The sequence below is a fragment of the Geodermatophilus sp. SYSU D00703 genome, assembly GCF_054050155.1.
On the sequence record NZ_JBJGYU010000051.1, the window covers coordinates 1 to 23,266 of the forward strand.

20 protein-coding genes are annotated in these 23,266 nt (G+C 75.0%); 10 read left to right on the forward strand and 10 right to left on the reverse strand.

What is annotated here, in order from left to right:
* Positions 1 to 129: 129 nt before the first annotated feature.
* Both ACI782_RS25045 and ACI782_RS25050 read left to right on the forward strand, forming a co-directional pair.
* Positions 130 to 798: a CoA transferase subunit B gene (locus ACI782_RS25045; RefSeq protein WP_456912829.1), complete on the forward strand. Its 669-nt coding sequence runs from the start codon at positions 130 to 132 to the stop codon at positions 796 to 798.
* 49 nt (positions 799 to 847) lie between these two features.
* Positions 848 to 1,669 (forward strand): DUF1028 domain-containing protein, encoded by an 822-nt coding sequence (locus ACI782_RS25050; RefSeq protein ID WP_456912830.1) that lies wholly within the window; start codon positions 848 to 850, stop codon positions 1,667 to 1,669.
* An 8-nt stretch (positions 1,670 to 1,677) separates the two neighbouring features.
* On the opposite strand, the gene ACI782_RS25055 is transcribed toward ACI782_RS25050, so the two are convergent.
* The 4 genes from ACI782_RS25055 to ACI782_RS25070 all read right to left on the reverse strand — a co-directional run bounded on the left by ACI782_RS25055 (position 1,678) and on the right by ACI782_RS25070 (position 5,376).
* Positions 1,678 to 2,352, reverse strand: a complete 675-nt coding sequence (locus ACI782_RS25055) for an SGNH/GDSL hydrolase family protein (RefSeq protein WP_456912831.1) — start codon at positions 2,350 to 2,352, stop codon at positions 1,678 to 1,680.
* Between the two features lie 78 nt (positions 2,353 to 2,430).
* Positions 2,431 to 3,588 carry an acyl-CoA dehydrogenase family protein gene (locus ACI782_RS25060; RefSeq protein ID WP_456912832.1) on the reverse strand — a complete coding sequence of 386 codons (1,158 nt, stop codon included), beginning with the start codon at positions 3,586 to 3,588 and terminating at the stop codon, positions 2,431 to 2,433.
* A gap of 18 nt (positions 3,589 to 3,606) precedes the next feature.
* Entirely contained in the window at positions 3,607 to 4,122 is a 516-nt protein-coding gene (gene purE, locus ACI782_RS25065) for a 5-(carboxyamino)imidazole ribonucleotide mutase (protein ID WP_456912833.1), read from the reverse strand.
* 48 nt (positions 4,123 to 4,170) lie between these two features.
* A complete protein-coding gene (locus tag ACI782_RS25070; RefSeq protein WP_456912834.1) occupies positions 4,171 to 5,376 on the reverse strand; it encodes a 5-(carboxyamino)imidazole ribonucleotide synthase in 1,206 nt (401 codons plus the stop codon).
* A gap of 92 nt (positions 5,377 to 5,468) precedes the next feature.
* Here ACI782_RS25070 and ACI782_RS25075 point away from each other — a divergent pair, with 92 nt between their 5' ends.
* Together ACI782_RS25075 and ACI782_RS25080 are read left to right on the forward strand one after the other, a co-directional pair.
* Entirely contained in the window at positions 5,469 to 5,921 is a 453-nt protein-coding gene (locus tag ACI782_RS25075; RefSeq protein WP_456912835.1) for a GtrA family protein, read from the forward strand.
* A 61-nt stretch (positions 5,922 to 5,982) separates the two neighbouring features.
* The gene (locus ACI782_RS25080; RefSeq protein ID WP_456912836.1) at positions 5,983 to 6,720 is read left to right on the forward strand and encodes a class I SAM-dependent methyltransferase; all 738 of its coding nucleotides are present in this window, start codon (positions 5,983 to 5,985) and stop codon (positions 6,718 to 6,720) included.
* Between the two features lie 25 nt (positions 6,721 to 6,745).
* Here ACI782_RS25080 and ACI782_RS25085 read toward each other — a convergent pair whose 3' ends face one another.
* Positions 6,746 to 8,164 carry a phospholipid carrier-dependent glycosyltransferase gene (locus tag ACI782_RS25085; protein ID WP_456912837.1) on the reverse strand — a complete coding sequence of 473 codons (1,419 nt, stop codon included), beginning with the start codon at positions 8,162 to 8,164 and terminating at the stop codon, positions 6,746 to 6,748.
* 145 nt (positions 8,165 to 8,309) lie between these two features.
* On the opposite strand from ACI782_RS25085, the gene ACI782_RS25090 reads away from it, so the two are divergent.
* Together ACI782_RS25090 and ACI782_RS25095 are read left to right on the forward strand one after the other, a co-directional pair.
* Positions 8,310 to 9,581: a glycosyltransferase family 2 protein gene (locus tag ACI782_RS25090; protein WP_456912838.1), complete on the forward strand. Its 1,272-nt coding sequence runs from the start codon at positions 8,310 to 8,312 to the stop codon at positions 9,579 to 9,581.
* Positions 9,582 to 9,611: 30 nt separating this feature from the next.
* Complete coding sequence (locus tag ACI782_RS25095; RefSeq protein ID WP_456912839.1) at positions 9,612 to 10,133, forward strand: hypothetical protein; 522 nt, start codon at positions 9,612 to 9,614, stop codon at positions 10,131 to 10,133.
* On the opposite strand, the gene ACI782_RS25100 is transcribed toward ACI782_RS25095, so the two are convergent.
* Positions 10,116 to 13,091, reverse strand: coding sequence for an AAA family ATPase (locus ACI782_RS25100; RefSeq protein WP_456912840.1), 2,976 nt, complete (start codon positions 13,089 to 13,091; stop codon positions 10,116 to 10,118). The two genes, ACI782_RS25095 and ACI782_RS25100, sit on opposite strands and share 18 nt — an antisense overlap.
* Positions 13,088 to 14,239: an exonuclease SbcCD subunit D gene (locus tag ACI782_RS25105; RefSeq protein WP_456912841.1), complete on the reverse strand. Its 1,152-nt coding sequence runs from the start codon at positions 14,237 to 14,239 to the stop codon at positions 13,088 to 13,090. The genes ACI782_RS25100 and ACI782_RS25105 overlap by 4 nt, the downstream gene beginning before the upstream one ends.
* Before the next feature lie 262 nt (positions 14,240 to 14,501).
* Between ACI782_RS25105 and ACI782_RS25110 the strand changes: the two genes are divergently transcribed.
* From ACI782_RS25110 to ACI782_RS25120, 3 genes are read left to right on the forward strand one after another with little or no spacing between them, the layout of a single operon-like run.
* Positions 14,502 to 15,116, forward strand: coding sequence for a hypothetical protein (locus ACI782_RS25110; protein WP_456912842.1), 615 nt, complete (start codon positions 14,502 to 14,504; stop codon positions 15,114 to 15,116).
* Positions 15,113 to 17,374, forward strand: a complete 2,262-nt coding sequence (locus ACI782_RS25115; RefSeq protein WP_456912843.1) for a hypothetical protein — start codon at positions 15,113 to 15,115, stop codon at positions 17,372 to 17,374. Before ACI782_RS25110 ends, ACI782_RS25115 begins: the two co-directional genes overlap by 4 nt.
* A 56-nt stretch (positions 17,375 to 17,430) precedes the next feature.
* The gene (locus ACI782_RS25120) at positions 17,431 to 17,910 is read left to right on the forward strand and encodes a GtrA family protein (protein WP_456912844.1); all 480 of its coding nucleotides are present in this window, start codon (positions 17,431 to 17,433) and stop codon (positions 17,908 to 17,910) included.
* 493 nt (positions 17,911 to 18,403) lie between these two features.
* Here the strand turns inward: ACI782_RS25120 and ACI782_RS25125 are convergent, their stop codons facing one another.
* The 3 genes from ACI782_RS25125 to ACI782_RS25135 all read right to left on the reverse strand — a co-directional run bounded on the left by ACI782_RS25125 (position 18,404) and on the right by ACI782_RS25135 (position 21,358).
* Complete coding sequence (locus tag ACI782_RS25125; protein ID WP_456912845.1) at positions 18,404 to 19,789, reverse strand: acyltransferase family protein; 1,386 nt, start codon at positions 19,787 to 19,789, stop codon at positions 18,404 to 18,406.
* Between the two features lie 141 nt (positions 19,790 to 19,930).
* Positions 19,931 to 20,488, reverse strand: a complete 558-nt coding sequence (locus tag ACI782_RS25130; protein WP_456912846.1) for a PH domain-containing protein — start codon at positions 20,486 to 20,488, stop codon at positions 19,931 to 19,933.
* A gap of 30 nt (positions 20,489 to 20,518) precedes the next feature.
* Entirely contained in the window at positions 20,519 to 21,358 is an 840-nt protein-coding gene (locus ACI782_RS25135) for a biotin--[acetyl-CoA-carboxylase] ligase (protein ID WP_456912847.1), read from the reverse strand.
* A gap of 20 nt (positions 21,359 to 21,378) precedes the next feature.
* Here ACI782_RS25135 and ACI782_RS25140 point away from each other — a divergent pair, with 20 nt between their 5' ends.
* The gene (locus ACI782_RS25140; protein WP_456912848.1) at positions 21,379 to 23,004 is read left to right on the forward strand and encodes an acyl-CoA carboxylase subunit beta; all 1,626 of its coding nucleotides are present in this window, start codon (positions 21,379 to 21,381) and stop codon (positions 23,002 to 23,004) included.
* Positions 23,005 to 23,266: the final 262 nt, after the last annotated feature.

Genomic DNA, 23,266 nt, shown 5'->3' on the forward strand with positions numbered 1-23,266 from the left:
TTTGGTGGAGTGGGGGTGGGCCGGCAGGGCGGGGTAAAATATTAGCTAGATGCTGACCACCCGCCCGCGCGCGGGCCCGGCCGCGCCGGCCGCGGCCGGCGACGAGACCGCCCCGGAGGGGAACCGAGCATGACCCTGACCCGCGACCAGCTCGCCGCCCGCGTCGCCGCCGAGCTCGCCGACGGCCAGTACGTCAACCTGGGCATCGGCATGCCCACCCTGGTGCCCAACCACGTGCCCGCCGGGGTGCACGTGGTGCTGCACTCGGAGAACGGCATCCTCGGCGTGGGCCCCTATCCCTTCGCCGGCGAGGAGGATCCGGACCTGATCAACGCCGGCAAGGAGACCGTCACCATCCTGCCCGGCGCCAGCTTCTTCGACTCCGCGCTGTCCTTCGGCATGATCCGCGGCGGCCACCTGGACGTCGCGGTGCTCGGCGCGATGCAGGTCAATCCGCGCGGGGACCTGGCCAACTGGCTGATCCCGGGCAAGATGGTCAACGGCATGGGCGGCGCGATGGACCTGGTCCACGGCGCCCGCCGGGTGATCATCATGATGGAGCACACCGCCCGCGACGGCGCGCCGAAGCTGGTCGCCGAGTGCACCCTGCCGCTGACCGGGCGGGCCTGCGTGGACCGGGTGATCACCGACCTGGCGGTCATCGACATCACGCCTGAGGGGTTCACCCTGCGCGAGACCGCTCCCGGGATCACCCCCGAGGAGGTCGCCGACCGGACCGGCGCCCCGCTGACCGTCCCCGCCGACGTCCGCGAGATGGCCCTGCCGGCCACCGTCTGACCGGCCCGCACCCGGGGAGGTCCACGAGCGTCGTCGGCGAGGGAGCTGCGTGACCTTCTCCGTCGTCGCCCGCGACCCGGACACCGGCGACCTGGGCATCGCCGTCTCCTCGTGCATCCTCGCCGTGGGGCGGGCGGTGCCCGGGGCCCGGCCGGGCGTGGGCGTCGTCGCCGTCCAGGCACGCAGCCGGCGCGGCCTCGGGACGGCGCTGCTGACCGGGCTGGAGCGGGGCGAGAGCCCGGACGGGCTGGTCCGGGCCGCCGCGCACGCCGCCGAGGACGTCGACCGCCAGATCGCGGTCCTGGACGCGTCGGGGGCGGTGGCCGCCGACACCGGCCGCGGCTCGTTCCCGGTGAGCGGCCACGTCCTCGGCGACCAGTCGAGCGTGCAGGGCAACATGCTCGCCTCGACGGAGGTGCTGCCGGCGATGGCGCAGGCGTTCGCCGCCGCCCGCGGCGACCTGCCCGACCGGCTGCTCGCCGCGCTGGTCGCGGGCCAGGACGCCGGCGGGGACCTGCGCGGCCGGCAGTCCGCGGCGCTGCTGGTGGTCAGTGGCGAGCCGGCCACCGACGAGGACGACGGCGTGCGCGTGGACCTGCGGGTCGACGACTCCGGTGACCCGGTGGCCCAGCTGCGGATGCTGCGGAACCTGCAGCGCGCCTACGACGAGCGCGACTACGAGCACCTGGCGCTGTTCGCCCCGGAGGGTGCCCGCGACCTCTACGCGGCGCTGGCCGCCTCGCAGCGCGGCGACCGGCACGGCGCCCGGGCCGCGCTCGAGGCGATGCGGGCCCGGCCCGGCTGGTCGGCGTGGCTGGCCGCGATGGCCGGTGACACGCGGCTGGCCGGGGTGACCCGTCTACTGGAGTGAGGGCGCCGCTAGTAGCCGCGCTGCCGCAGGGCCGTCACGAGGCGGTCGGCCATCAGCCGGTATCCGGCGTCGTTGGGGTGCAGCAGGTCGGCGAAGAGGCCCTGGGGCGGCTGCAGCCACCCCTCGGCCACCGGGTCGATGAAGGGCAGCCCTGCCTCCGCCGTCGTCTGCGCCAGGACCGCACGGACCGCCTCGAGGCCACCGGGGTCGACCCCGGGCGCGGCGAGCGGGCCGACGACCAGCACGTCGGCGTCGGGCATCGCGGTCGCGAGCTGCTGGTACAGCGCCTGGGCCGCGCTCCTGACCTGGTCCACCGGGAGCCCCACGTCGTTCGTGCTGCCCTGGACGACGACGACGGCCGGCGCGTGCGCGACGACCGGGGCCAGCCGCGCACCGTAGGGCGACAACTCCGGGGCGAGACCCTCGGCCAGGTATCCCGTGCCCGACTCGGCCTCGAGGACCGGCGTCCACCCGAGCGCGTCGGCCACCGCCGTCGCGTACCCGCCACCGCCCACGCCGACGGTGTACGAGTCCCCCAGGAACACCGCCCTCGTCGGAGGTGGCGGCGGGGTGGTCGCGCTGGGCGCCACGACCGGTGGCGCTCCGGCGCCGCACGCCGACAGCACCGTGCAGACGACGAGCAGCGGCAGCCATCGGCGGGCGGTGGCTGCACGCGGGAACACCCCCCGATGATCCGGGTCCGGGGGGCGGGTCCCCACCGACGCGCCGTCCCCGCGCGGGCACGGCCGCTGCGGCCCTCGTCACCGGAGCAGGCTGCGCGCGATCACCATCCGCTGGATCTGGTTGGTGCCCTCGTAGATCTGGGTGATCTTGGCGTCGCGCATCATCCGCTCGACCGGGAAGTCCAGGGTGTACCCGGCGCCGCCGAACAGTTGCACGGCGTCGGTGGTCACCTGCATCGCGACGTCGGAGGCGAAGGCCTTGGCGCTGGCCGAGACGCGGGTGACGTCGGGGCGGCCGGCCTCCCCGGCGGCCGCGGCGACGTAGACCAGGTGCCGGGCGGCCTCGATCTTCATCTCCATGTCGGCGAGCATGAACTGCACGCCCTGGAAGCTGCCGATGCTGGTGCCGAACTGCTTGCGGTCCTTGACGTAGGCGACCGCGGCGTCCAGCGCGCCCTGGGCGATCCCGACCGCCTGCGCGCCGATGGTGGGGCGGGTGAAGTCCAGTGTCCGCAGCGCGGTCTTGAAGCCGGTGCCGGGCTCGCCGACGATCCGGTCGGCCGGGATGGTGCAGTCGGTGAAGTACAGCTCGCAGGTCGGCGAGCCCTTGATGCCCATCTTGCGTTCCTTGGGGCCGACAGCGAAGCCGGGGTCGTCGGCGTGCACGACGAACGCGGAGATGCCGCCCGCGCCCTTCCCCGGGTCGGTGACGGCCATGACCGTGTACCAGTCGGAGACGCCCGAGTTGGTGATCCACGCCTTGGTGCCGTTGAGCACCCAGCTGTCGCCCTCGAGCCGGGCGCGGGTCCTCATCGCGGCGGCGTCGGAGCCGGCCTCCCGCTCGGAGAGCCCGTAGCTGATCATCGAGTCGCCCGCGGCGATGGAGGGCAGCACCGCCTGCTTGAGCTCCTCGGACGCCGCCAGGACCAGCGGCGTCGAGCCGAGCTTGTTGACCGCCGGGATGAGCGAGGCACTCGCGTCGACCCGGGCGACCTCCTCGATGACGATGCAGGTGGCGATGGCGTCGGCGCCCTCGCCGCCGTAGGCCTCGGGGATGTGCGTGGCGTGGAACCCGGCCGCGGTGAGCGCCTTGCGGGCCTCGACAGGGAACCGGGACTGCGCGTCCACCTCGGCCGCGTGCGGCGCGATCTCGCGCTCCGAGATCTCCCGCACCGCCTCGCGGATCGCCTCGTGCTCCTCGGTCAGCGCGTACAGCCCGCCAGCGTTGTTACCCACGGGTAGATGGTAGGACGCTCAGGTGGAGCGGAACCGCTCCTGCAGCGCCGCGTCGCGGGCGACCACCGCGTCGGCCAGGTCGGACTGGAAGCGCTCCACGGCGGCCCGGAGTTCGGGGTCGGCCGCGGCCAGGATGCGGACGGCGAGCAGCCCGGCGTTGCGCCCGCCGCCGATGCCGACCGTCGCGACCGGCACGCCCGCCGGCATCTGCACGATCGACAGCAGGCTGTCCAGCCCGTCCAGCTGCTCGAGCGGGCGGGGGACGCCGATCACCGGCAGCGACGTGGCCGCGGCGACCATCCCGGGCAGGTGGGCCGCTCCCCCGGCGCCGGCGATGAGCACCCGCAGGCCACGGCCGGCGGCCGACTCGGCGTAGTCCAGCATCCGCCGGGGTGTGCGGTGCGCGGAGACGACGTGCGCCTCGTACTGGACGCCGAACTCGGTCAGCGCCGTGGCCGCCGGCTCCATCATCGGCCAGTCGGAGTCGCTGCCCATGACGATGCCGACGACGGGGTTGCCGGGGTCCGGGTCCACGCAGGCTCCTCCAGTGCTCGGTCGCGAACTCAGCGCTCGGCCGGGAACTCAGTGTTCGGTCGCGAAGGCGAACGCCGGGTCGATCTCGCCGTCGGCCAGATACCGGGCGGCGGCGAGGGCACGGGCGCGCACCTCGGCGAGGTCCTCCCCGAGCGCGGTGACGTGGCCGAGCTTGCGGCCCGGGCGCTGGCCCTTGCCGTACCAGTGCAGCTTCACGTCGGGCCAGTGCGCCATCAGGTGGTGCACCCGCTCGTCGATCGCGGGGCCGGACCACCCCTCCTCCGCCGCCGTCCCGCCGAGCACGTTGGCCATGACGACCACCGGCGCGGTCATCGCCGTCGCCCCCAGCGGGTAGTCCAGGACGGCGCGCAGGTGCTGCTCGAACTGGCTGGTGCGCGACCCCTCGATCGTCCAGTGGCCGGAGTTGTGCGGCCGCATGGCCAGCTCGTTGACCAGGACGCCGTCCGGGGTCTGGAACAGCTCGACGGCCATCACCCCGACGACGCCGACCCGCTCGGCGACGCGCACGGCCAGCTCCTGGGCGGCGGTGGCGGTGGCCTGGTCGAGTCCGGGAGCGGGCGCGAGCACCTCGGTGTTGATGCCGTCGCGCTGCACGGTCTCGACGACCGGCCAGACGGCGACCTGTCCGAACGGGGACCGCGCGACCAGGGCGGCCAGCTCGCGCACCAGGGGGACGCGCTGCTCGGCCAGCAGGGTGCCGGTCCGCTCGACCAGCTCGGCGGCCGCGGCGGCGTCGTCCACCACGAACACGCCCTTGCCGTCGTAGCCGCCCCGCGGCGTCTTGAGCACCACCGGCCAGCCGTGCCGGTTCCCGAAGGCGGCGACCTCGTCGAGGGAGGCGACCGCGGCCCAGGCCGGCTGTGGTTCGCCGGCCTCGGCCAGCGCCCGCCGGAGCACGAGCTTGTCCTGGGCGTGGACCAGGGCCTCCGGGCCGGGCGCGACGCGGTGCCCGGCGGCCTCCAGCGCGTGCAGGTGCTCGGTGGGGACGTGCTCGTGGTCGAAGGTGACCACGGTGGCGCCCTCGGCCGCCGCGAGCAGGGCGTCGAGGTCGCGGTGGTCGCCCAGGCGGACGTCGGCGGCGACGAGGGCCGCGGACTCGTCGGGCCCGGTCGAGAGCACCCGCAGCGACTGGCCGAGGGCGATCGCGGCCTGGTGGGTCATCCGCGCCAGCTGACCGCCGCCCACCATGGCGACGACGGGGAGTCCGGTCCGCGGGTCGAGTGCAGGCGCCATGGTCTCCCGAGCCTAGCGAGGCGGCCGGGCGGGATCCGGACCGCCCGCGTGGAGGAACCGGAACCCACCCGGCCTCCGTAGAGTCCGGTGCCATGGCGCTCCGCGATGCCGTGACCCGCCGGGTCGGCACGACGTGGCGGCTGCTGCTCAAGGAGGTCAGCGCGTTCGGGGTGGTCGGCGCCGCCTGCTTCGTCCTCGACGTCGGCCTGTTCCAGCTGCTCTACGCCTCCCTCGGCGTGAACGCGGTCGTGGCGAAGCTGGTCTCCACCCTCGTCTCGATGACCGCCGCCTACTTCGGCCACCGCCACTGGTCGTTCTCCCACCGCGCCCGGACCGGCCTGCGCCGCGAGTACCTGCTGTTCGCGCTCATCAACACGGTGACCCTGCTCCAGGGCCTCGCGATCGTCGCCTTCGTCCGGTACGGCCTCGACCAGGAGAGCGCGCTGGTCCTGCAGGTGGCCAACATCGGCTCGATCGTGCTGGGCACGGTCGTGCGCTTCCTGTCCTACCGGCGCTGGGTGTTCCCCGTTCCCTCCACTCCCTGAGTCCGGGTGCGGAGACGGGAAACGGCCCCCTCCGTCCACTGCCGCCCCTAGCCTCGTCGGCATGGCCCCGAGGAGCGCGCCGAGCCACCCGCGTACCTGCGCCGAAGCCAGCCCCCTCCAGTCGACGGCCCTCGAGGCGATGTCGGCCGCCGGGAACTACATCGACTGGCTGGCGGCGCTGGCCGAGCCGCACCTCGGGGATCGTCCCCTGGAGGTCGGCGCCGGTCTCGGCGACCACGTCGAGCGGTGGGTCCGGCCCGGGCGGGTCGTGACGGCGTCCGAGGCCGACCCGCACCGGCTGGCGGTGCTGCGGCAGCGCTTCGCCGGCCGGGCCGACGTGGTCGTCCGCGAACTGACCGCACCCGTCGAGGAGACCGGCGACCACACCGCGGTCGTGGCGCTCAACGTGCTCGAGCACGTCGAGGACGACGTCGCGGCGCTCCGCTCGTTCGCCGGCCTGGTGCGCCCCGGCGGCCGGGTCGTCCTCGTGGTCCCCGCGTTCATGGTGGCGATGAGCGACTTCGATCGCGCCGTGGGGCACCACCGCCGGTACACCCGGAGGACGCTGCGGCGGGCGCTCGTCGCGGCCGGCCTGCGCCCGGTGCGGCTGCACTACGTCAATGCCGTGGGGCTGGTCGGCTGGATCGTCCTGATGCGCCTGATGCACCGGCGGACCGACCAGACGCCGCTGGGCTTCTTCGACCGCCGGTTGGTGCCCGTGCTGCGCGCCGCCGAGGCGCGGGTGCACCCCCCGTTCGGCCAGTCGGTCCTCGCCGTCGCGGAGGTCCCCCTGCGGTAGCTCCGGTCAGCGCCGCCGGGTCGGGTCAGGAGGCCTCCCCCGCCGCGGGCGCCGCCCGGGACGCCGCCGGGACGGGGTCGGACGCGAGGCGGGGGCCCAGCCGGTGCCGGGTGGCCAGCGCGGCGCCGATCGGGAGCATGGCGAGCAGTGGCAGGCCGTACCGGTAGTCGAAGACGGCCGTGGCCGAGGGCACCGCGACCAGCGCGATCCCGACGACCACGCACAGGACCCCGTCGAGCACGTCCCGCCGCGCGGCGCGGCGGCGGCGGTCGGGCACCAGCCCGGACAGCCCGGCGAGGGCCAGCCCGGCCAGGACCGGCCCCGGCACGTGGACCCAGTCCTGGTACACCACCAGGAGCTCCGCGACGTCCTCGCGCACCAGCCGGGACGTCGGCTCGAGCCCGTGACCCCGCGCGGCCACGCGCGCGGGACAGGACGAGGTCTCGGCCAGCCGGTCGTCGGGGAACTCCCACCACCCCGTGCAGGTGTCGAACCGGCCCGCGAAGCGCCCGGGGAGGAAGTAGTGGAGGGTCTTCTCCGCCGTGCCGACGGCGAACTCCCCCGGCTGGCCGCGGATGACCAGCAGGGAGAACTCCGTCAGCTCCTCGTCGGTGTACCGGCCGCTGTTGGCCGGGCTCGCCGCGTCCCACACGTACCAGTCGGGCCCCGGCCGGCGCTCCGGTGGGCCCGTGGGGCACAGCTCCCGGAGGTGCGGGGGGACCTCGACCCGGTCGCAGTCGGCGAAGCTGGCCACCCGCCCGTAGAGGAAGTGCCCGGAGTTGTCGGTCAGCGCGAAGACCCCCGTGGAGCTCTGGAACCACAGGGCGTACGGGAGGAGGACCGCGGCGGCGCCCACGACCGCCGCTCCGACCGCGAGCGCGCCGACGGTGCGCAGGAACACCCGGACGAGCAGGTAGGTGACCACCACGCCGAGGACGGCGACGCCGACGGTCCGGGTCACCGCGCCCAGGCCCAGGAGGACGCCCACACCGGCCGCGGCCCAGGGCGAGGGACGCCCCCGCCACAGCAGCAGGACCAGCGCCGCCACCAGCAGCGCGACGGACAGCGACTCGGCCATCAGGTAGTGCTCGATCTGGACCAGGTACCCGTCCAGGGCGAGCGGTGCGGTGGCGAGGCAGGCGACCAGCCGGCGCACGCCCCGGCGCCGCAACAGCGCGTACACCAGGACGGCCGCCAGGAGGCCGAGCACGTGCTGCACCACGACGACACCACGGAGCGGAACGACCGGCTCGAGCAGGGCGAGGAACCCGGAGTAGCCCCACGGGCGGTGGACCTGGGCCTCCCCGGTCTCGGCCACCTCGAGGTAGGAGATCGAGTCGGGGAAGCTGAACGCCGGCACGTAGGCGACCACGGCGAGTGCGCGCACGGCGCCACCGAGGACGAGCAGGACCAGCACACCCCAGTGGCGGCCGGCCCCGCGCACGACCCGACCGCCGGCGCGAGCGACCCGGTCTGCGGTCCGTTCGGGCACCGCAGCACCGCCTGGCACCACGTGAGGCTAACAACGTGCCATGGGGCGCTGACCGGGGATGCTGCACCCGTTCCGGGGCCGCTCTACCGTTCTGAGGGTGAACGGCACGACAGACCAGGCCCCCCGCGTCCCGGTCGGCCTCCCCCAGCCGAACTTCGTCGTCGACCCCCTGGCGGGCGGCCCCGCCGCCGCGCCGGCCCCGGTCGAGCAGGAGACGGTGGAGCTGTCCGTCGTGCTGCCGTGCCTCGACGAGGCCGAGACGCTGGAGACCTGCATCCGCAAGGCCCGGCGGTCCCTGGAGTCGCTGGGGGTCGCGGGCGAGGTGGTCGTGGCCGACAACGGCTCCACCGACGGATCGCAGGAGCTGGCGCGTGCGGCGGGCGCCCGGGTCGTGCAGGTCGACCGCAAGGGGTACGGCGCCGCGCTGCAAGGCGGCATCCGGGCGGCGCGCGGCCGGTACGTGCTCATGGCCGACGCCGACGACAGCTATGCGCTCGACGACATCGGCGGGTTCCTGGAGGCGCTCCGCGGCGGCGCGGACCTGGTCATGGGCAACCGGTTCCGCGGCGGCATCCAGCCCGGCGCCATGCCCTTCCTGCACCGGTACCTGGGCAACCCGGTGCTCTCGTGGGCCGGCCGGCGCCTGTTCCGGGTGCCCGTCGGGGACTTCCACTGCGGCATGCGGGCGTTCCGGCGGGACCGCATCCTCGCGCTGGACGTGCAGACCGACGGCATGGAGTTCGCCAGCGAGATGGTGGTCCGCGCCGCGCTCTTCGGGCTGCGGATCGAGGAGGTCCCGACCTTGCTGCGCCCCGACGGGCGCAGCCGCGAGCCGCATCTCCGGACCTGGCGGGACGGCTGGCGGCACCTGCGCTTCCTCTTGGCGCTGAGCCCGCGCTGGGCCCTCCTCTACCCCGCACTGGCGCTCGTGCTCGCGGGATCGGTCGGCCTCGTCCTGCTGGCCGGGGGCGAGCGGACCGTCGGCGACGTCACCTTCGGGATGCACACGATGCTGGCGTCGGGCACCGCACTGATCGTGGGCGTGCAGGTGGCCGGTGTCGCCGTGCTGGCACGGTCCTACGCCTGGCGCCTGGGTCTGCTGCCGCGCAGTCCCCGGCTGGAGAAGTGGCTGGCCCGGGCCACGCTGGAACGGGGCCTGGTGCTGGGCCTGTTCTGCGGCCTGGCCGGAGTGGCCTGCTTCCTGGCGGCGCTGGTCCAGTGGGGGGCGACCGGGTTCGGCGCGCTGGACCCGGTCAGCACCATGCGGCTGCCGATCCTCGGCATGGTGCTCATCGTCGGCGGCGCCCAGCTGGCCGTCGTCGGCTTCCTCGTCAGCCTCAGCGGTATGCGTCCCGAGCCGCCCGAGTGACCGTTCCGCCCACCCGGCAGACTCCCAGCTGTGGCGGGAGATCCGAGGGCGTGGGACGCCGCGGCGGGGCGGCTGGTCCACGCCGCTGCGGTGGCCGAGCGGGCCGTCTCGCAACTGGCGCGTGCGCTCAGCGGCGTCGACGAGAAGAGCGCCCCGTACCTGCTCCCCCTGGAGCTCGACGCCCTGGTGCGGATCATCCGCAACCTGATGCCCCTGCACGTGCGCGACCGCCGGCTCAACGACGACGTGCTGGAGTGGACCCACCAGGTGCGCAAGCTCTACGCGATCCGCACCGCGGTCGTGCACACCGTGTGGGCGGACGCCGGCTCCGACGGCGGGGGCCGGCTCGGGGACGACGACGGCATGCGGCCGGTGTGGTCCAACGCGGGTGTCGCCGACCACCCGCTGACCGTCGCCGACGTCGAGCGGACCACCCGCCGGCTCACTGACCTGTGCGGCCGGCCGCAGGAGGAGCTCCTGCGCCGCATCGCCGAACTGGCCCCCGCACTGCGGATCGCCGGCCCCGCCGGGCGCTCAGCCGGCCAGCCGTGAGCCGTACCGCCCGGCAACGACCTCGAGCCGGGTGGGGATCCGGGTGCGCAGCTCCTCCAGGTGGCTGATCACCCCGACCGTCCGCCCGCCCCGGCGCAGCTCGTCCAGGACGTTCATCACCGCGTCGAGAGCCTGGGCGTCGAGGGTGCCGAAGCCCTCGTCGACGAAGAGCGTGTCCATCTGCACGCCCCCGGCCTCGGCGGTGACGACGTCGGCCAGCCCGAGCGCCAGCGCGAGGGAGGCCATGAAGCTCTCGCCGCCGGAGAGGGTCTTGGTCGGGCGCCGGGTACCGGTGTACTCGTCGAAGACGTCCAGCCCCAGGCCGCCGCGGGCGCCGTGCCGGGCCTGCGCGTCGCTGTGCAGGAAGGCGTACCGGCCCGCCGACATCTCCTGCAGCCGCCGGCTGGCCACCTCGGCGACCTGCTCCAGCCGGGCGGCGAGGACGAACGACTGCAGGCGCATCCGCAGCGTGTTGGCACCGCGCCCGTTGACCAGGTCGGCCAGCCCGGCGACCTGGCCGGCCCAGGCGCGGCGCTCACCCAGCTCCACCTCGGCCGCAGTGATCTCACCGGCGAGCCCGTCCAGCGCCCCGGCGCAACGGCGCGCCTGGTCGCGCGCGGCGACCGCCCCCTCGCGCCGCGCGGTGAGTTCGGCGCACCGCTCCTGCAGGGCGGCGACGTCGGGCCGGTCGGGCAGGTCGGTGAGCTCGGGGTCGGCGAGGGTGGCGGCCACCACCGACCGGGCGTCGTCGTGCTCGCGGATCCGGCGTTCCAGCGCCGCCAGCTCGCCGGTCTCCAGCAGCGCGGCGGCGGCGTCGAGGACGTCGTCGAAGCCGGCCGCAGCCGCACGCTCCCCCGCGGTGACCCGGGCGGTGTCGGCGGCCGCCCGGGCGCGCAGCTCCTCGGCCTCGGCCGCCACGACGGCCTCGCACCGCTCGGCGGCCCGGGTGAGGCGGCGCACCCGCGCCGGCAGGTCGGCGTCCCCGCCACGGGCGGCGTCGAGCCGCGCGGTGAGCTCGCGGAGGGCCTCCTCGCGGGCTCCCCGCTCGGCGGTGCGCCGCTGCAGCTCCTCGCGGTCGGCGGCGAGCGTCGCCGCCGCGGCGTCCCGGGCGGACTCCCGCCGGGCCAGCTCGCGGCGGGCCGCGTCGACGGCACCGGCGCGCCCGGCGACCTCCGCCAGCTCGGCGCCGGCCTGCTCCGCCCGCGCGGCCAGTTCCGCGAGTGGCAGCTCGCCGGTCCGCGCCCGCAGGACGGCGAGCTCGCGCTCCAGCTCCTCCGCGCCGCGCCGGCCGGCGGTGGCGCGCTCCTCCGCGGCGTCGGCCGCGGCCCGGGCGCGCTCCTCGTCGTCGGCGGAGACGGCCGGTCCCGCGTGCACGGCCGGCCGGGGGTGCTCGGTCGCTCCGCAGACCGGGCAGTCGGCGCCCGGGACGAGCCCGGCGGCCAGCTCGGCGGCCATCCCGTCGAGCCGGGCGACGCGCAGCTCCACCAGCCGCTCGCGGGCATCGACCCAGGCCAGCCGGGCCGTGTCGGCCGCCGACCGGGCCGCGGCCAGCCGGGCGGCCACCCGTTCGGCGCGGCGGGCGGCGTCGAGCGCCGTGCGGGCGGACTCCTCGGCCGCGGTGAGCCCGGGCAGCCGGGCCTCGGCGGCGAGGGCGTCGTCCAGCCGGCGCTGGGCCGCGGCCACGCGGCCCGGCCAGTCCTGCGCCGCGCGCGCCCCGTCCTCGCAGCGCCCGCTCAGGGCCGCGACCTCTCGGCCGAGCCGGGGGACGTCGCGGGCGAGCTCGGCCGCCCGGTCGGCCTCGGGCACCAGGGCCCGGGCGGCGGCCGCGGCGTCGCGCAGCTCGCGGGCGAGCAGGGAGTCGGCGTCGGGGCGGACCGGGTCGAGCCGTCCGGCGACCTCCGCCCACGCGGCGCGGGCCGCGTCGAGGTCGGCGGCCGCGGCCTCGGCGGCGAGCGCCGTCCGCCCGGCGTTCTCCAGGGCGTCGCGGAGCACCGCGGCCCGCCGTCCGGCGTCGGCGCGGACGCGCAGCGGGGCCAGCTGCCCCTCCAGCGCGGTCAGCCGGGCCAGCTCCTCGCGGGCGCGGTCGCGCCGGGCGTGCCGGTCGGCGAGGGCGCGCGCCGCGGCGAGCTCGACGTCGAGCCGGGCGCTGGAGGCCGCCGTCTCCTCCGCGGCGGCCGCGGCGCGGGCCAGCTCGGCGGCGGCCCGCGTGCGGACGCCGGACACCCAGGCACGGACCGACGTCCCGGGGTGCGCGCCGACCAGTTCGGGCGCCAGCTCCTCGGGCACGGCGACGTCGGCGATCTGCGCGACCCGGTGCATCAGCGTGCTGATCCGGTGCCGGTCGGCCCGCAGCGCCTCCTCGGCCGCGCGCCGCTCCGCCGCCAGCCACTCCTCGGCGCGGGCGAACCGACCGACGTCGAACAGGGTGCGCAGCAGCCGGGCGCGGTCCTCCGGCTCGGCGCGGAGGAAGCGGGCGAAGTCACCCTGCGGCAGGAGCACCACCTGGCAGAACTGCTCGGCGGACAGGCCCAGCCGCACCCGCAGGTACTCCGACCCCTCGTCGATCCGGGTGCTGACCGGCTCCCAGCTCCCGCCGTCCCAGCGCTGGACCAGCAGCTTGGCCTGCTCGGTGGTCTCGCCCGCGCCGCGCTTCTTCGGGCGGGTCTGCTCGGGGCGGCGGACCACGAGCAACCGCTCCCCGGCGAGGGTCAGCTCCAGGGAGACCTCGGTGCGGGTGCCGGCGTCGGCGTGGTCGCTGCGCAGCCGCTTCTCCTCGCCGCGGGCGCCGGGCACGGTGCCGTAGAGGGCGAAGACGACGGCGTCGAGCAGCGTCGTCTTCCCCGCACCGGTGGGGCCCCACAGCAGGAACAACCCGTCGCGGGCGACGGCGTCGACGTCGACGGTCTCCGTGCCGGCGAACGGGCCGAACGCGGACAGGGACAGGGAGTGCAGCCTCACCGGGCCAGCTCCTCGCGGGCGGCCGCGCCGAGCGCCCGGCCCAGCAGCTCCCGCTCCGCGGCGGTCGCCCCCACCCCGCCGCGGACGTGGGTGACGAACTCGCCGGCGACGTCCATGTCGCCGCGCCCCCGCAGCCGCTCCTGGTAGCTGCGCCCGTCGCCGCCGGAGCTGCCGCCGGTCCACTCCAGGTGCACACAGTGCGGGAAGCGTGTCTGCAGTCGGCGCATCGGGTCGGAGGGGCGGACGTCGTCGGTCAGCCGGGCCGAGACGAAGTGCTCGGCGACGCCGTCGTGGGTCGGCTCCTCCAGCAGCTCGGCGAGGGTGCCGGTGAGCACGGTCAGCGGGCGCGGGGTGGGCAGCGGCAGCGGCCGCACCTCGGCCAGCCCCCCGGCGTCGAGGTCCACCAGCCAGGCCTGCTTCTCCTGGCCGGCCTCGCCGAAGGAGTAGGCCAGCGGGGAGCCGCTGTAGCGCAGCCGCGGGGTGAGGGTCTGCGGCCGGTGGAGATGGCCCAGGGCCACGTAGTCGACCCCGTCGAAGACGGCGGCGGGCACCAGGTCGACCCCGCCGACGCAGATGTCGCGCTCGCTCTCGCTGGGGACGCCCCCGCCGACGAAGGCGTGCGCCAGCACGACCGACCGGGTGCCGGGCCGGAGGAACAGGTCGGCGCGCACACGGTCCATCGCCTCGGTGAGCACCGCCTCGTGGCTGCGCGCGGTCGGCACGCCCAGCTCGTGCCGGGCGATCTCCGGCTCGAGGTAGGGCAGCCCGTAGAGGGCGACGTCGCCGTGCTCGTCGCGCAGGAGCACCGGCTCGTCGAGGCGCGTGGTCGAGGCGCGGACGTGCAGGCCCGCGGCCGACAGCAGCTCGGAGAACGTGCCCAGCCGCCGCGCGGAGTCGTGGTTGCCGGGGGTCAGGACGACGGTGGCCCCGGCCCGGAGCAGCCGGCCGACGACCCGGTCGAGCACCGCGGTCGCGTCGGCCGACGGGACCGCGCGGTCGTAGACGTCACCGGCCACGACGACGACGTCCACGGACTCGGCGATCACCACGTCGGCGAGGCCGCCGAGCACCGCCTCCTGTTCCCGCAGCAGGTCGGCGCCGTGGAGGGAGCGGCCGATGTGCCAGTCCGAGGTGTGCAGCAGCCGCATGGGCGCAGAGGGTAGGTGGGGGTACCGACGGAAACCCCCAGGCGCACCGTGACGGATTCGTCACGGTGCGCTGTCCGGCCCGGTGAGGGCCCCTCCCCGGCGTTCCGGGGAGGGACACATCCGTCACACGCGCCCCGACACGGCGTGCCTTGGGTGACTGCGCGACTGCGGACCGTAGCTTCGCTGCAGCAGGTGCCGCGGTGTCGACGCGCGCCCGGGAACCCGGGCCCAGCCGGCCCTGCCGTGAGCATCGGAGGACGGCGTGGCCCGCAGACAACGACGCGCACTGTGGATCGGCGGGGCCCTCGTGATCGCGGCAGCGGTCGCGGGGGGCCTCGTGTCGGGCACCTTCGACGGCTCGGACGAGGCGGACGGCGCGGACGGCGCGGCAGCTGCCGTGACGGGCACCAACGAGCCGCCGCAGACCTACGGCGCTCCGCTCACCGAGCGGCCGGAACCGACGTCCGTCGCCACCGACCCGCCCCGGCCCACGGCCACCTCCACGTCGACGGGCCGGGACGAGGCCGACGCGGAGCCGGATGCGGACGGAGGAGCCGCCGAGGAGACCTCGGAGGGGTCACCCGAGACCGCGGTGCTGATCACCTGGTCGGGGTGGTCCGACGCCCTCGCGGGCGTGGAGGCCGGCGGGTACGCCGACGTCGTCGAGTCCGGCGGCAGCTGCACGCTGACCCTCAGCAACGGCACGGCGACGGCGAGCGCGACGTCCGCCGCCACGCAGGACGTGTCCTCGACGACCTGCGGCCCGCTGGTCGTGCCGCGGGACGAGCTGGCGACCGGCACCTGGCAGGCCGTCCTCAGCTACGACTCCCCCAGCACCTCCGGGGAGTCCGAGCCGGTGCAGGTGACCGTGCCGTGACGCGCGCACTCCTGCGGGTCGCCCTGGCCCTGGTCGTGGTGGCCGCCGGCCTGCTCGTCCCCGTCTCCGGCAGCACGCCGAGCGGGTCCGCACAGGCGGCCGACCTCCGGTACTTCGACGCCGGGAACATCATCAGCGACGCCATCTTCTTCGACTCGCGGTCGATGGACGCGGCCGCCGTCCAGCGCTTCCTCGACACCAAGGGCGCCAACTGCGTCGCCGGTGAGATGCCCTGCATCAAGAACTACCGGCAGGACACCGCGACCCAGGCCGGCGACGACTGGTGCTCCACGTATCAGGGCGCCCGCCAGGAGACCGCGGCCAGCATCATCACCAAGGTCGGCATCGCGTGCGACATCAACCCGCGCGTGCTGCTCGTGCTCCTCCAGAAGGAGCAGGGGCTCATCACCGGGACCCAGCCCACGACCCGCCGGTACACGGCCGCCACGGGCTTCGGCTGCCCGGACACCGCGGCCTGCAACCCGTCGTTCTCCGGCTTCGTCAGCCAGGTGTACTTCGCGGCCCGCCAGTTCCAGCGCTACGCCGACGGGGTGGCCGGCAGCTACCGCGCCGGCCGGGACAACACCATCCTCTACCACCCGAACCGCGACTGCGGTTCGTCCCAGGTCCACATCGCCAACAAGGCGACCGCGGGCCTCTACAGCTACACGCCGTACCAGCCGAACCGCGCCGCGCTGGCCGCCGGGTACGGCACCGGGGACAGCTGCTCGTCCTACGGCAACCGCAACTTCTGGAACTACTTCACCGACTGGTTCGGCTCCACCCAGTCCACCGGCGGAGCCGCCATCTACGAGAAGTACGTCGCCTACGGCGGCAGCGGGGGCTCCCTCGGCGCGGCCACCACGGGGATCAACTGCGGCCTCACCGCAGGCGGCTGCTTCCAGGCGTTCGCCAACGGCTCGATCTACTGGACGAAGAGCACGGGCGCCAACGTCGTCTCCGACAGCGTGCGCACCCGCTGGTCGCAGTTGGGCTGGGAGCTCGGCGCGCTGGGCTACCCCACGATGGACACCTGGTGCGGCCTGACCGGGGGCGGCTGCTTCCAGACCTTCCAGGGCGGCTCGTTGTACGCCACCAGCCGGACGGCGAAGGCGTGGTTCGTGCGCGGCGCGATCCGCGACGCCTGGGAGGCGACCGGCTGGGAGACCGGGTCGCTGGGCTTCCCCACGAGTGACGAGAACTGCGGCCTCCGGGACGGCGGCTGCTTCCAGACCTTCCAGCACGGGGCCGTCTACTGGACCGAGACGACCGGCGCACGGCCGGTGCTCGAACAGGTGCTCGGGCCCTGGGGCGCGCTGGAGTGGGAGACCGGCGTCCTCGGGTACCCGACGAGCGGCACGAGCTGCGGACGGGCCGACGGCGGCTGCGCACAGCGCTTCCAGGGCGGCGTCATGTACTGGAGCCCGGCCACCGGTGGCCACTGGGTGCGCGGCCCGATCGCCGACGCCTACGACGCCCGGGGCAACGAGTCCGGCGTCCTCGGCTACCCGATCCAGGACCTGAGCTGCGGCCTCACCGGCGGCGGCTGCTACACCCGGTTCCAGAACGGCTCGATCCACTGGTCCCCGGCGACGACGGCCCGCGCCACGATGGGCGCGATCCGCACCAAGTGGGCGGCCACCGGCGCGCAGCGCGGTCCGCTCGGCTACCCCGTCGACGCGCAGCAGTGCGGCCTGGCCGGCGGCGGCTGCGCACAGCGGTTCCAGGGCGGCTGGATCTACTCCAGCCCCGACACCCCGGCGTCCTTGATCCGGGGCGGACTCCGCGAGGCCTGGCGGGCGAACGGCGCGCAGAACGGCGTGCTCGGCTACCCGATCGGCGACGAGAACTGCGGCCTGCGCGGCGGGTGGTGCTTCCAGCAGTTCGAGCACGGCGCCATCTACTGGTCGAGCTCCACGGGGGGACGCGTGGTGCTCAGCCAGATCGCCGAGGGCTGGGGTGCCCTGGGCTGGGAGAACGGGCCGCTGGGTTACCCGACCATGAGCACCAGGTGCGGTCTCGCGGACGCCGGCTGCGCCCAGCGCTTCTCGGGCGGCACGATCTACTGGAGCGAGGCCACCGGGGCCCACTCGGTGAGCGGCCCGATCCGCGACGCCTACGCCGCCCTGGGCTACCAGAACGGCCGGCTCGGCTACCCGCTCGAGGAAGCCCAGGCCGTCACCGGGGGGATGACCCAGCGGTTCCAGGGCGGCACCCTGCGCCTCGACACCCGCACCGGCAAGGTCACCCGGTCGTGACGGCGCGCCTCCCCGTGTCCCCGGCCGGGTCCCTCGGAGCTACCTACACTCGCAAGGTGCCCGTCCTCCCCCGCCTGCGCTCGAGTTGGCGTCTCCTGGCGAAGGAGGTCGGGGCCTTCGGAGTCGTCGGGGTCGTCTGCTTCTTCGTCGACGTCGGCACCTTCCAGCTGCTGTACGCCCACCTCGGCATCGGCGCGGTAACGGCCAAGGTGGTCGCCACGGTGGTGGGGATGACGCTGGCCTACTTCGGCCACCGCCACTGGTCGTTCTCGCACCGGGCCCGCACCGGGGTGCGGCGGGAGTACCTGCTCTTCGCGGTCATCAACGGCAGCACCCTGCTGCTGGGCGCGGCCATCATCGCCCTCGTCCGGTACCCGCTGGGCCAGGACGACGCCGCCGTCCTGCAGGTGGCCAACGTCGGCTCGATCGTCCTCAGCACCCTCGTGCGGTACCTCGCCTACCGACGCTGGGTGTTCCCGGCGCACGAGGCAGGCGCGGGCGACGACACGGACGCCGACGCCCGCATCGTCGCCTGACAGCAGAGGGGGCGGGCGGCGCCCCGGGGGCCCGGCCCTGCCGCACGACTGCCGCTTCGCGGTCCCGCTGACCATCCGTCGACCTGATCGGGCTGCCGCTGGGCCGAGGCCCCCGACCTCACGGGCGTCCGCGCACGACAGACGCCCGTCACGCTCGTCGCCTTTCCGGCTCGGTGCGTGCCGCCCCGTCCGTGCCGCGGGAGCGGACGGCGCTGTCCACGAGCACGGCCCGGAATTGCCCTCGCGGTGCGGACGCCCGCGGCAGGACGGGTCACCCGGCGGTCGGAGTGGGCACGGCGGGTGGCCGCTGCGACGGGGTCGGGACCACGCACTGCCGCTCACCGGCTGTACCGCTCCGGCGGTCTGCACCGCCGTCGCAGGGGCCGGCCGGGCGGGAACCGCGGAGACGACGGGCGGCGAGCACCGCCGGACAGGCGTGTCGCGATCTCAGTCCGCCGCGGCGCCGAGAGTCCCGGCGATCACCGTGCGCGGGTCACCGGTTCGGCTCCCGCACCAGAGCGGCGGCCGCAGCGGGCGCCGGCGCGGGACGACGGTGCACCCCACTCCCGGCCATGCCATCGGCACCGTCCGCGGGCGGCGCGGCGCAGCGCGTCCGCGGGATGGCCCCCGTGCGGCCGGCCGGCGGTGCGGCGACGACCGAGGACTGTGCGTGCCGGGGCGGGAGCACCGGGACCGGGGCACCCGACGGTCGCCGGGAGACCAGCCGCAGCAGCGCCACGCGCGCCGGCTTCTCCACGCCGTGGTGCAGGGCGGCGCTGGCGAGCAGGCACGCGATCACGATGCCCGGCACGGCGAGCGCCAGACCGGGCGTGACGACGTTCCGGTCCGCCGGGTCCTGCCACCACGCCGCGACCACCACCTCCAGCACGGGGAAGTGCACGAGGTACAGGGCGTAGGACAGCTCGCCGCCGTACGTCATCGGCCGGCTCGACAGCCAGCGGGCGGGTCCGCGATCGGTGAGCGAGAGACCCACGACGAGCAGCGGGAAGACCACGACGACCACCCCGTTGAAGTCGTGCGTCCCGTCGGGCCCCTGCCGCCACGCGGCCCAGGCCGCCCACGACGCCCCGGCCAGGACCAGGAACACCGAGGCCCACACCGTGGTCAGCGCGGCGGACTCCAGCCGTCGCCCACCGCGGAGCTGCCGGTGGGCCAGCGCCGCGAGCATCCCGCTGGTGAACCCGCACACGATCCGCAGCACCCAGTTCTGCTCGGAGTCGGGGGTCGCGTGCACGAACGCGTTCACCGCGAGCGGGGCCATGGCCCCCACGGAGGCGAGCAGCAGGACGGCGGCGGGCAGGCGGCGCAGCGGCCGGACCAGGACGACGGCCAGCGGGAACACCAGGTAGGCCGTCCACTCGGCGCTGATCGACCACCCCGGCTGCACGAAGCTCGTGCCCCCGAGCGACTCCTCACCCCACATCTGGGTCATGGTCAGCTGCCGGAGCAGCGTCGGGAGGTCGGCGTCGGGGTGGGAGCCGAGGACGTCGGGGTCGAGCCCCGTCGCGCGGAACGTCCAGACCCAGGCGCCGGCGAGCACGGTGACGACGGCCCACGCCGGCCAGACCCGGGCGAACCGGTGCAGCAGGAACCGGCCGACCGCCGGGGCCGTCGGCCGGCTCCCGACGCGGTCGAGGTAACCGCGGGTGAGCACGAAGCCGCTGAGCACGAAGAACAGCTCCACACCGGTCCACCCGGCGCCGATGAACGGCCGGAGCAGGGGCAGCTGGTCGAGATAGGGGCCGGCGAAGACCTGCAGGTGCAGGAGCATGACCCAGCAGGCGGCCACGGCACGGAGCCCGGTCAGCGCCCTGATGTCGCGCTGCGGGGCGCTCCTGGTGTCGCCGTGGGTGTGCATGCCGCTCCTCGCCGTCCAGAGGAGGACCGATCCGTCCTCGTCCGCGGAGAACGCTAGGGGCGGCTCCGGCCGGTCTTGAGGCGAAGCCCAGACAGAGTCGCAGCACAGCGTTGGCAAGTCATCACAAGGCGTGACCGCCTGTCACAGCTGCGCGGTCGGGTACCAGGAGTCCTGGCCGCGGACGTAGCCGGCGCTCTCCTGCGCCCGGCGGTCCGCGTCCTCCTCGATCATGTGGTTGAGCAGCTGCTGGACGCCGTCGCTGTCCGGGATCTGCCTGAGCACGGTCGGGCCGCCGTCGCCGGCCGACTCGATGGTCAGCGTGCCCGAGCTGATCACCCGCTCCCACAGCGTCTGCCGGTAGGAGACGTCGGTGATGCGGGACAGCCCGATGTCGCGGCCGTGCCGGGCGAGGACGCCCTCGCGGAACAGCAGCCGGTGGGTGGTGACGACGTAGTGCGTGGTCCGCCACCGCAGGACGGGGACCAGCACGAAGACCAGCAGCAGCACCAGCGCGACGCCGGCGATGACCATGCGGACGAGGCCCTGCTGACGGCCGTCGGGGACGAGGGCCGCGCCGAAGGAGGCGCCACCCACCACGAGGAGGAAGGCGACGATCGGCCAGAAGACGGTCAGCCAGTGCGGGTGCAGGTGGCGGACGACCTCTTCGTCCTCGGCCAGGAGCTTGTCCGGGTAGGGCACCCGGTCAGGATGACCGACCCGCGGCGCCGGTCACCGTTCCCGGGCGTGTGTCCGGATGTGTCGCACGTCACCGCTGGCGAGCTCGACGGTCCCCTCCGGAGTCCGGACGACGAGCCGGCCGTCCCAGTCCACGGACTCGGCGGTGCCCTCGAGGGTGGAGCCGTCCGGGAGGCTGACGGCGACCGGCGTCCCGACCGTGGAGCACCAGGCCAGGTAGTCGCGGGCCAGCCCGCTGCTCACCGGGTCGCCGAGCGCCTCGACCCACGGCAGGTAGCGCCGCTCGAGACCGCGCAGGAACTGCAGCAGCACCGAGGTCCGGTCCACCGGCCGCCCCGCGGCCAGGACCAGCGAGGTGCCGCCCTCGGGCAGCTCCTCGGCGCGGGTGGACACGTTGAGGCCCACCCCGACGACGACGGCCCCCGAGCCCACCTCGGCGAGGATGCCGGCCAGCTTCGCGCCGTCGGCGGCGAGCAGGTCGTTGGGCCACTTCAGCGAGGCGCGCAGGCCCGGCACCTCGCCGACCGCCTCGGCCAGCGCGACGCCGGTCAGCAGCGGCAGCCAGCCGCGGCGTGCCGCGGGCACGTCGGGGCGCAGCAGGAACGAGACGGTGAGCCCGGCGCCGGGCGGCGAGGCCCACGTCCGGTCCAGCCGGCCGCGGCCGGCGGCCTGGTACTCGGCGACCAGGACGGTGCCCTCCGGGGCGTCGTCCGCGGCCGCGGCCAGCAGCGCGGCGTTGGTGGACCCGATCTCGGGCACGACCTCGACCGAGCGCCACAGCCAGCTGCCCGGGGTGAGCGCGGCGGCGACGGCGGGACCGTCGAGCGGCGCCCGCGCGGGGTCGGCGGAGGCGGACGGCGACGGTTCGGGCACTCCCCTACGCTACGGAACCTGTGACAGCGGCTGAACTCGAGAACGCTGGCGACCACGTGCCCGGCGACGTCGACATCCACACGACCGCCGGCAAGCTGGCGGACTTCGAGCGGCGGGTCCAGGAGGCCACGCACGCCGGCTCGGAACGCGCGGTGGAGAAGCAGCACGCCGCGGGGAAGATGACCGCCCGGGAGCGGATCGAGACCCTGCTGGACCCGGGGTCGTTCACCGAGCTCGACGAGTTCGCCCGCCACCGCTCCACCAACTTCGGCATGGACGCCCGGCGCCCCTTCGGGGACGGCGTCGTCACCGGCTACGGCACCGTCGACGGCCGTCCGGTGTGCGTGTTCTCGCAGGACGTCACGGTCTTCGGCGGCAGCCTCGGCGAGGTCTACGGCGAGAAGATCGTCAAGGTGCTCGACCTGGCCATGCGCAACGGCTGCCCGGTCATCGGCATCAACGAGGGCGGCGGGGCGCGGATCCAGGAGGGCGTGGTCTCCCTCGGCCTGTACGGCGAGATCTTCCGGCGCAACGTGCACGCCTCCGGCGTCATCCCGCAGATCTCGCTGGTGATGGGTGCCGCGGCCGGCGGGCACGTCTACTCCCCCGCGCTCACCGACTTCATCGTCATGGTCGACGAGACCAGCCAGATGTTCATCACCGGTCCCGACGTGGTGAAGACCGTCACCGGCGAGGACGTCTCCCTCGAGGAGCTCGGCGGCGCCCGCACCCACAACACCAGGTCCGGCGTCGCCCACTACCTGGCCGCGGACGAGGCCGACGCCCTGGACTACGTCAAGGCGCTGCTGTCCTACCTGCCGAGCAACAACCTCGACCCGCTGCCCGCCGTCGAGGTCGCCCCGGTCGACACCACGCCGGACGCCGTCACCGACGAGGACCGGGAGCTGGACTCGTTCATCCCGGACTCGGCGAACACCCCGTACGACATGCACACCGTCGTCACCCACGTCCTCGACGACGGCGAGTTCCTCGAGGTCCAGGCGCTGTTCGCGCCCAACATCGTGGTGGGCTTCGGCCGGGTGGAAGGCCGGCCGGTCGGCGTCGTGGCCAACCAGCCCACCCAGTTCGCCGGCACGCTGGACATCGACGCCAGCGAGAAGGCGGCGCGGTTCGTGCGCACCTGCGACGCCTTCAACGTCCCGGTGCTGACCTTCGTCGACGTCCCCGGTTTCCTGCCCGGCACCTCGCAGGAGTGGGAGGGCATCATCCGCCGCGGGGCGAAGCTGATCTACGCCTACGCCGAGGCGACCGTCCCGAAGATCACCGTCATCACCCGCAAGGCCTACGGCGGCGCGTACGACGTCATGGGCTCCAAGCACCTCGGCGCCGACCTCAACCTGGCCTGGCCGACCGCGCAGATCGCGGTGATGGGCGCGCAGGGCGCGGTCAACATCCTGTACCGGCGCGAGCTCGCCGAGGCCGGCGACCCCGACGCCCGCCGCGCGGAGCTGATCACCGAGTACGAGGACGCGCTGCTCTCGCCGTACATCGCGGCCGACCGCGGGTACGTCGACCAGGTGATCCGGCCGTCGGAGACCCGCATCGAGATCACCAAGGCGCTGCGGCTGCTGGCCAACAAGCGGCAGACGCTCCCCCCGAAGAAGCACGGGAACATCCCGCTGTGACAGCGTCGTCCTCCGGACGACACCGCGACCAGGTGCCGTCCCCCAGCCGCAAGGAGCCCACCCGGCCCCTCGTCGGGGACCCTCCGGGCCCCACTCCTCACGGCCACCGCGACCAGGTGCCGTCCCCCAGCCGCAAGGAGCCCACCCGGCCCCTCGTCGGGGACCCTCCGGGCCCCACTCCTCACGGCCACCGCGACCAGGTGCCGTCCCCCAGCCGCGAGGAGCCCACCCGGCCCCTCGTCGGGGACCCTCCGGGCCCCAC

Coding starts and splice junctions, on each gene's coding strand:
- ACI782_RS25045 (WP_456912829.1), top strand. CDS start 130: ATGACCCTGACCCGCGACCAGCTCGCCGCCCGCGTCGCCGCCGAGCTC.
- ACI782_RS25070 (WP_456912834.1), bottom strand. CDS start 5,376: ATGGCGCCTGCACTCGACCCGCGGACCGGACTCCCCGTCGTCGCCATG.
- ACI782_RS25075 (WP_456912835.1), top strand. CDS start 5,469: ATGGCGCTCCGCGATGCCGTGACCCGCCGGGTCGGCACGACGTGGCGG.
- ACI782_RS25080 (WP_456912836.1), top strand. CDS start 5,983: ATGGCCCCGAGGAGCGCGCCGAGCCACCCGCGTACCTGCGCCGAAGCC.
- ACI782_RS25105 (WP_456912841.1), bottom strand. CDS start 14,239: ATGCGGCTGCTGCACACCTCGGACTGGCACATCGGCCGCTCCCTCCAC.
- ACI782_RS25125 (WP_456912845.1), bottom strand. CDS start 19,789: ATGCACACCCACGGCGACACCAGGAGCGCCCCGCAGCGCGACATCAGG.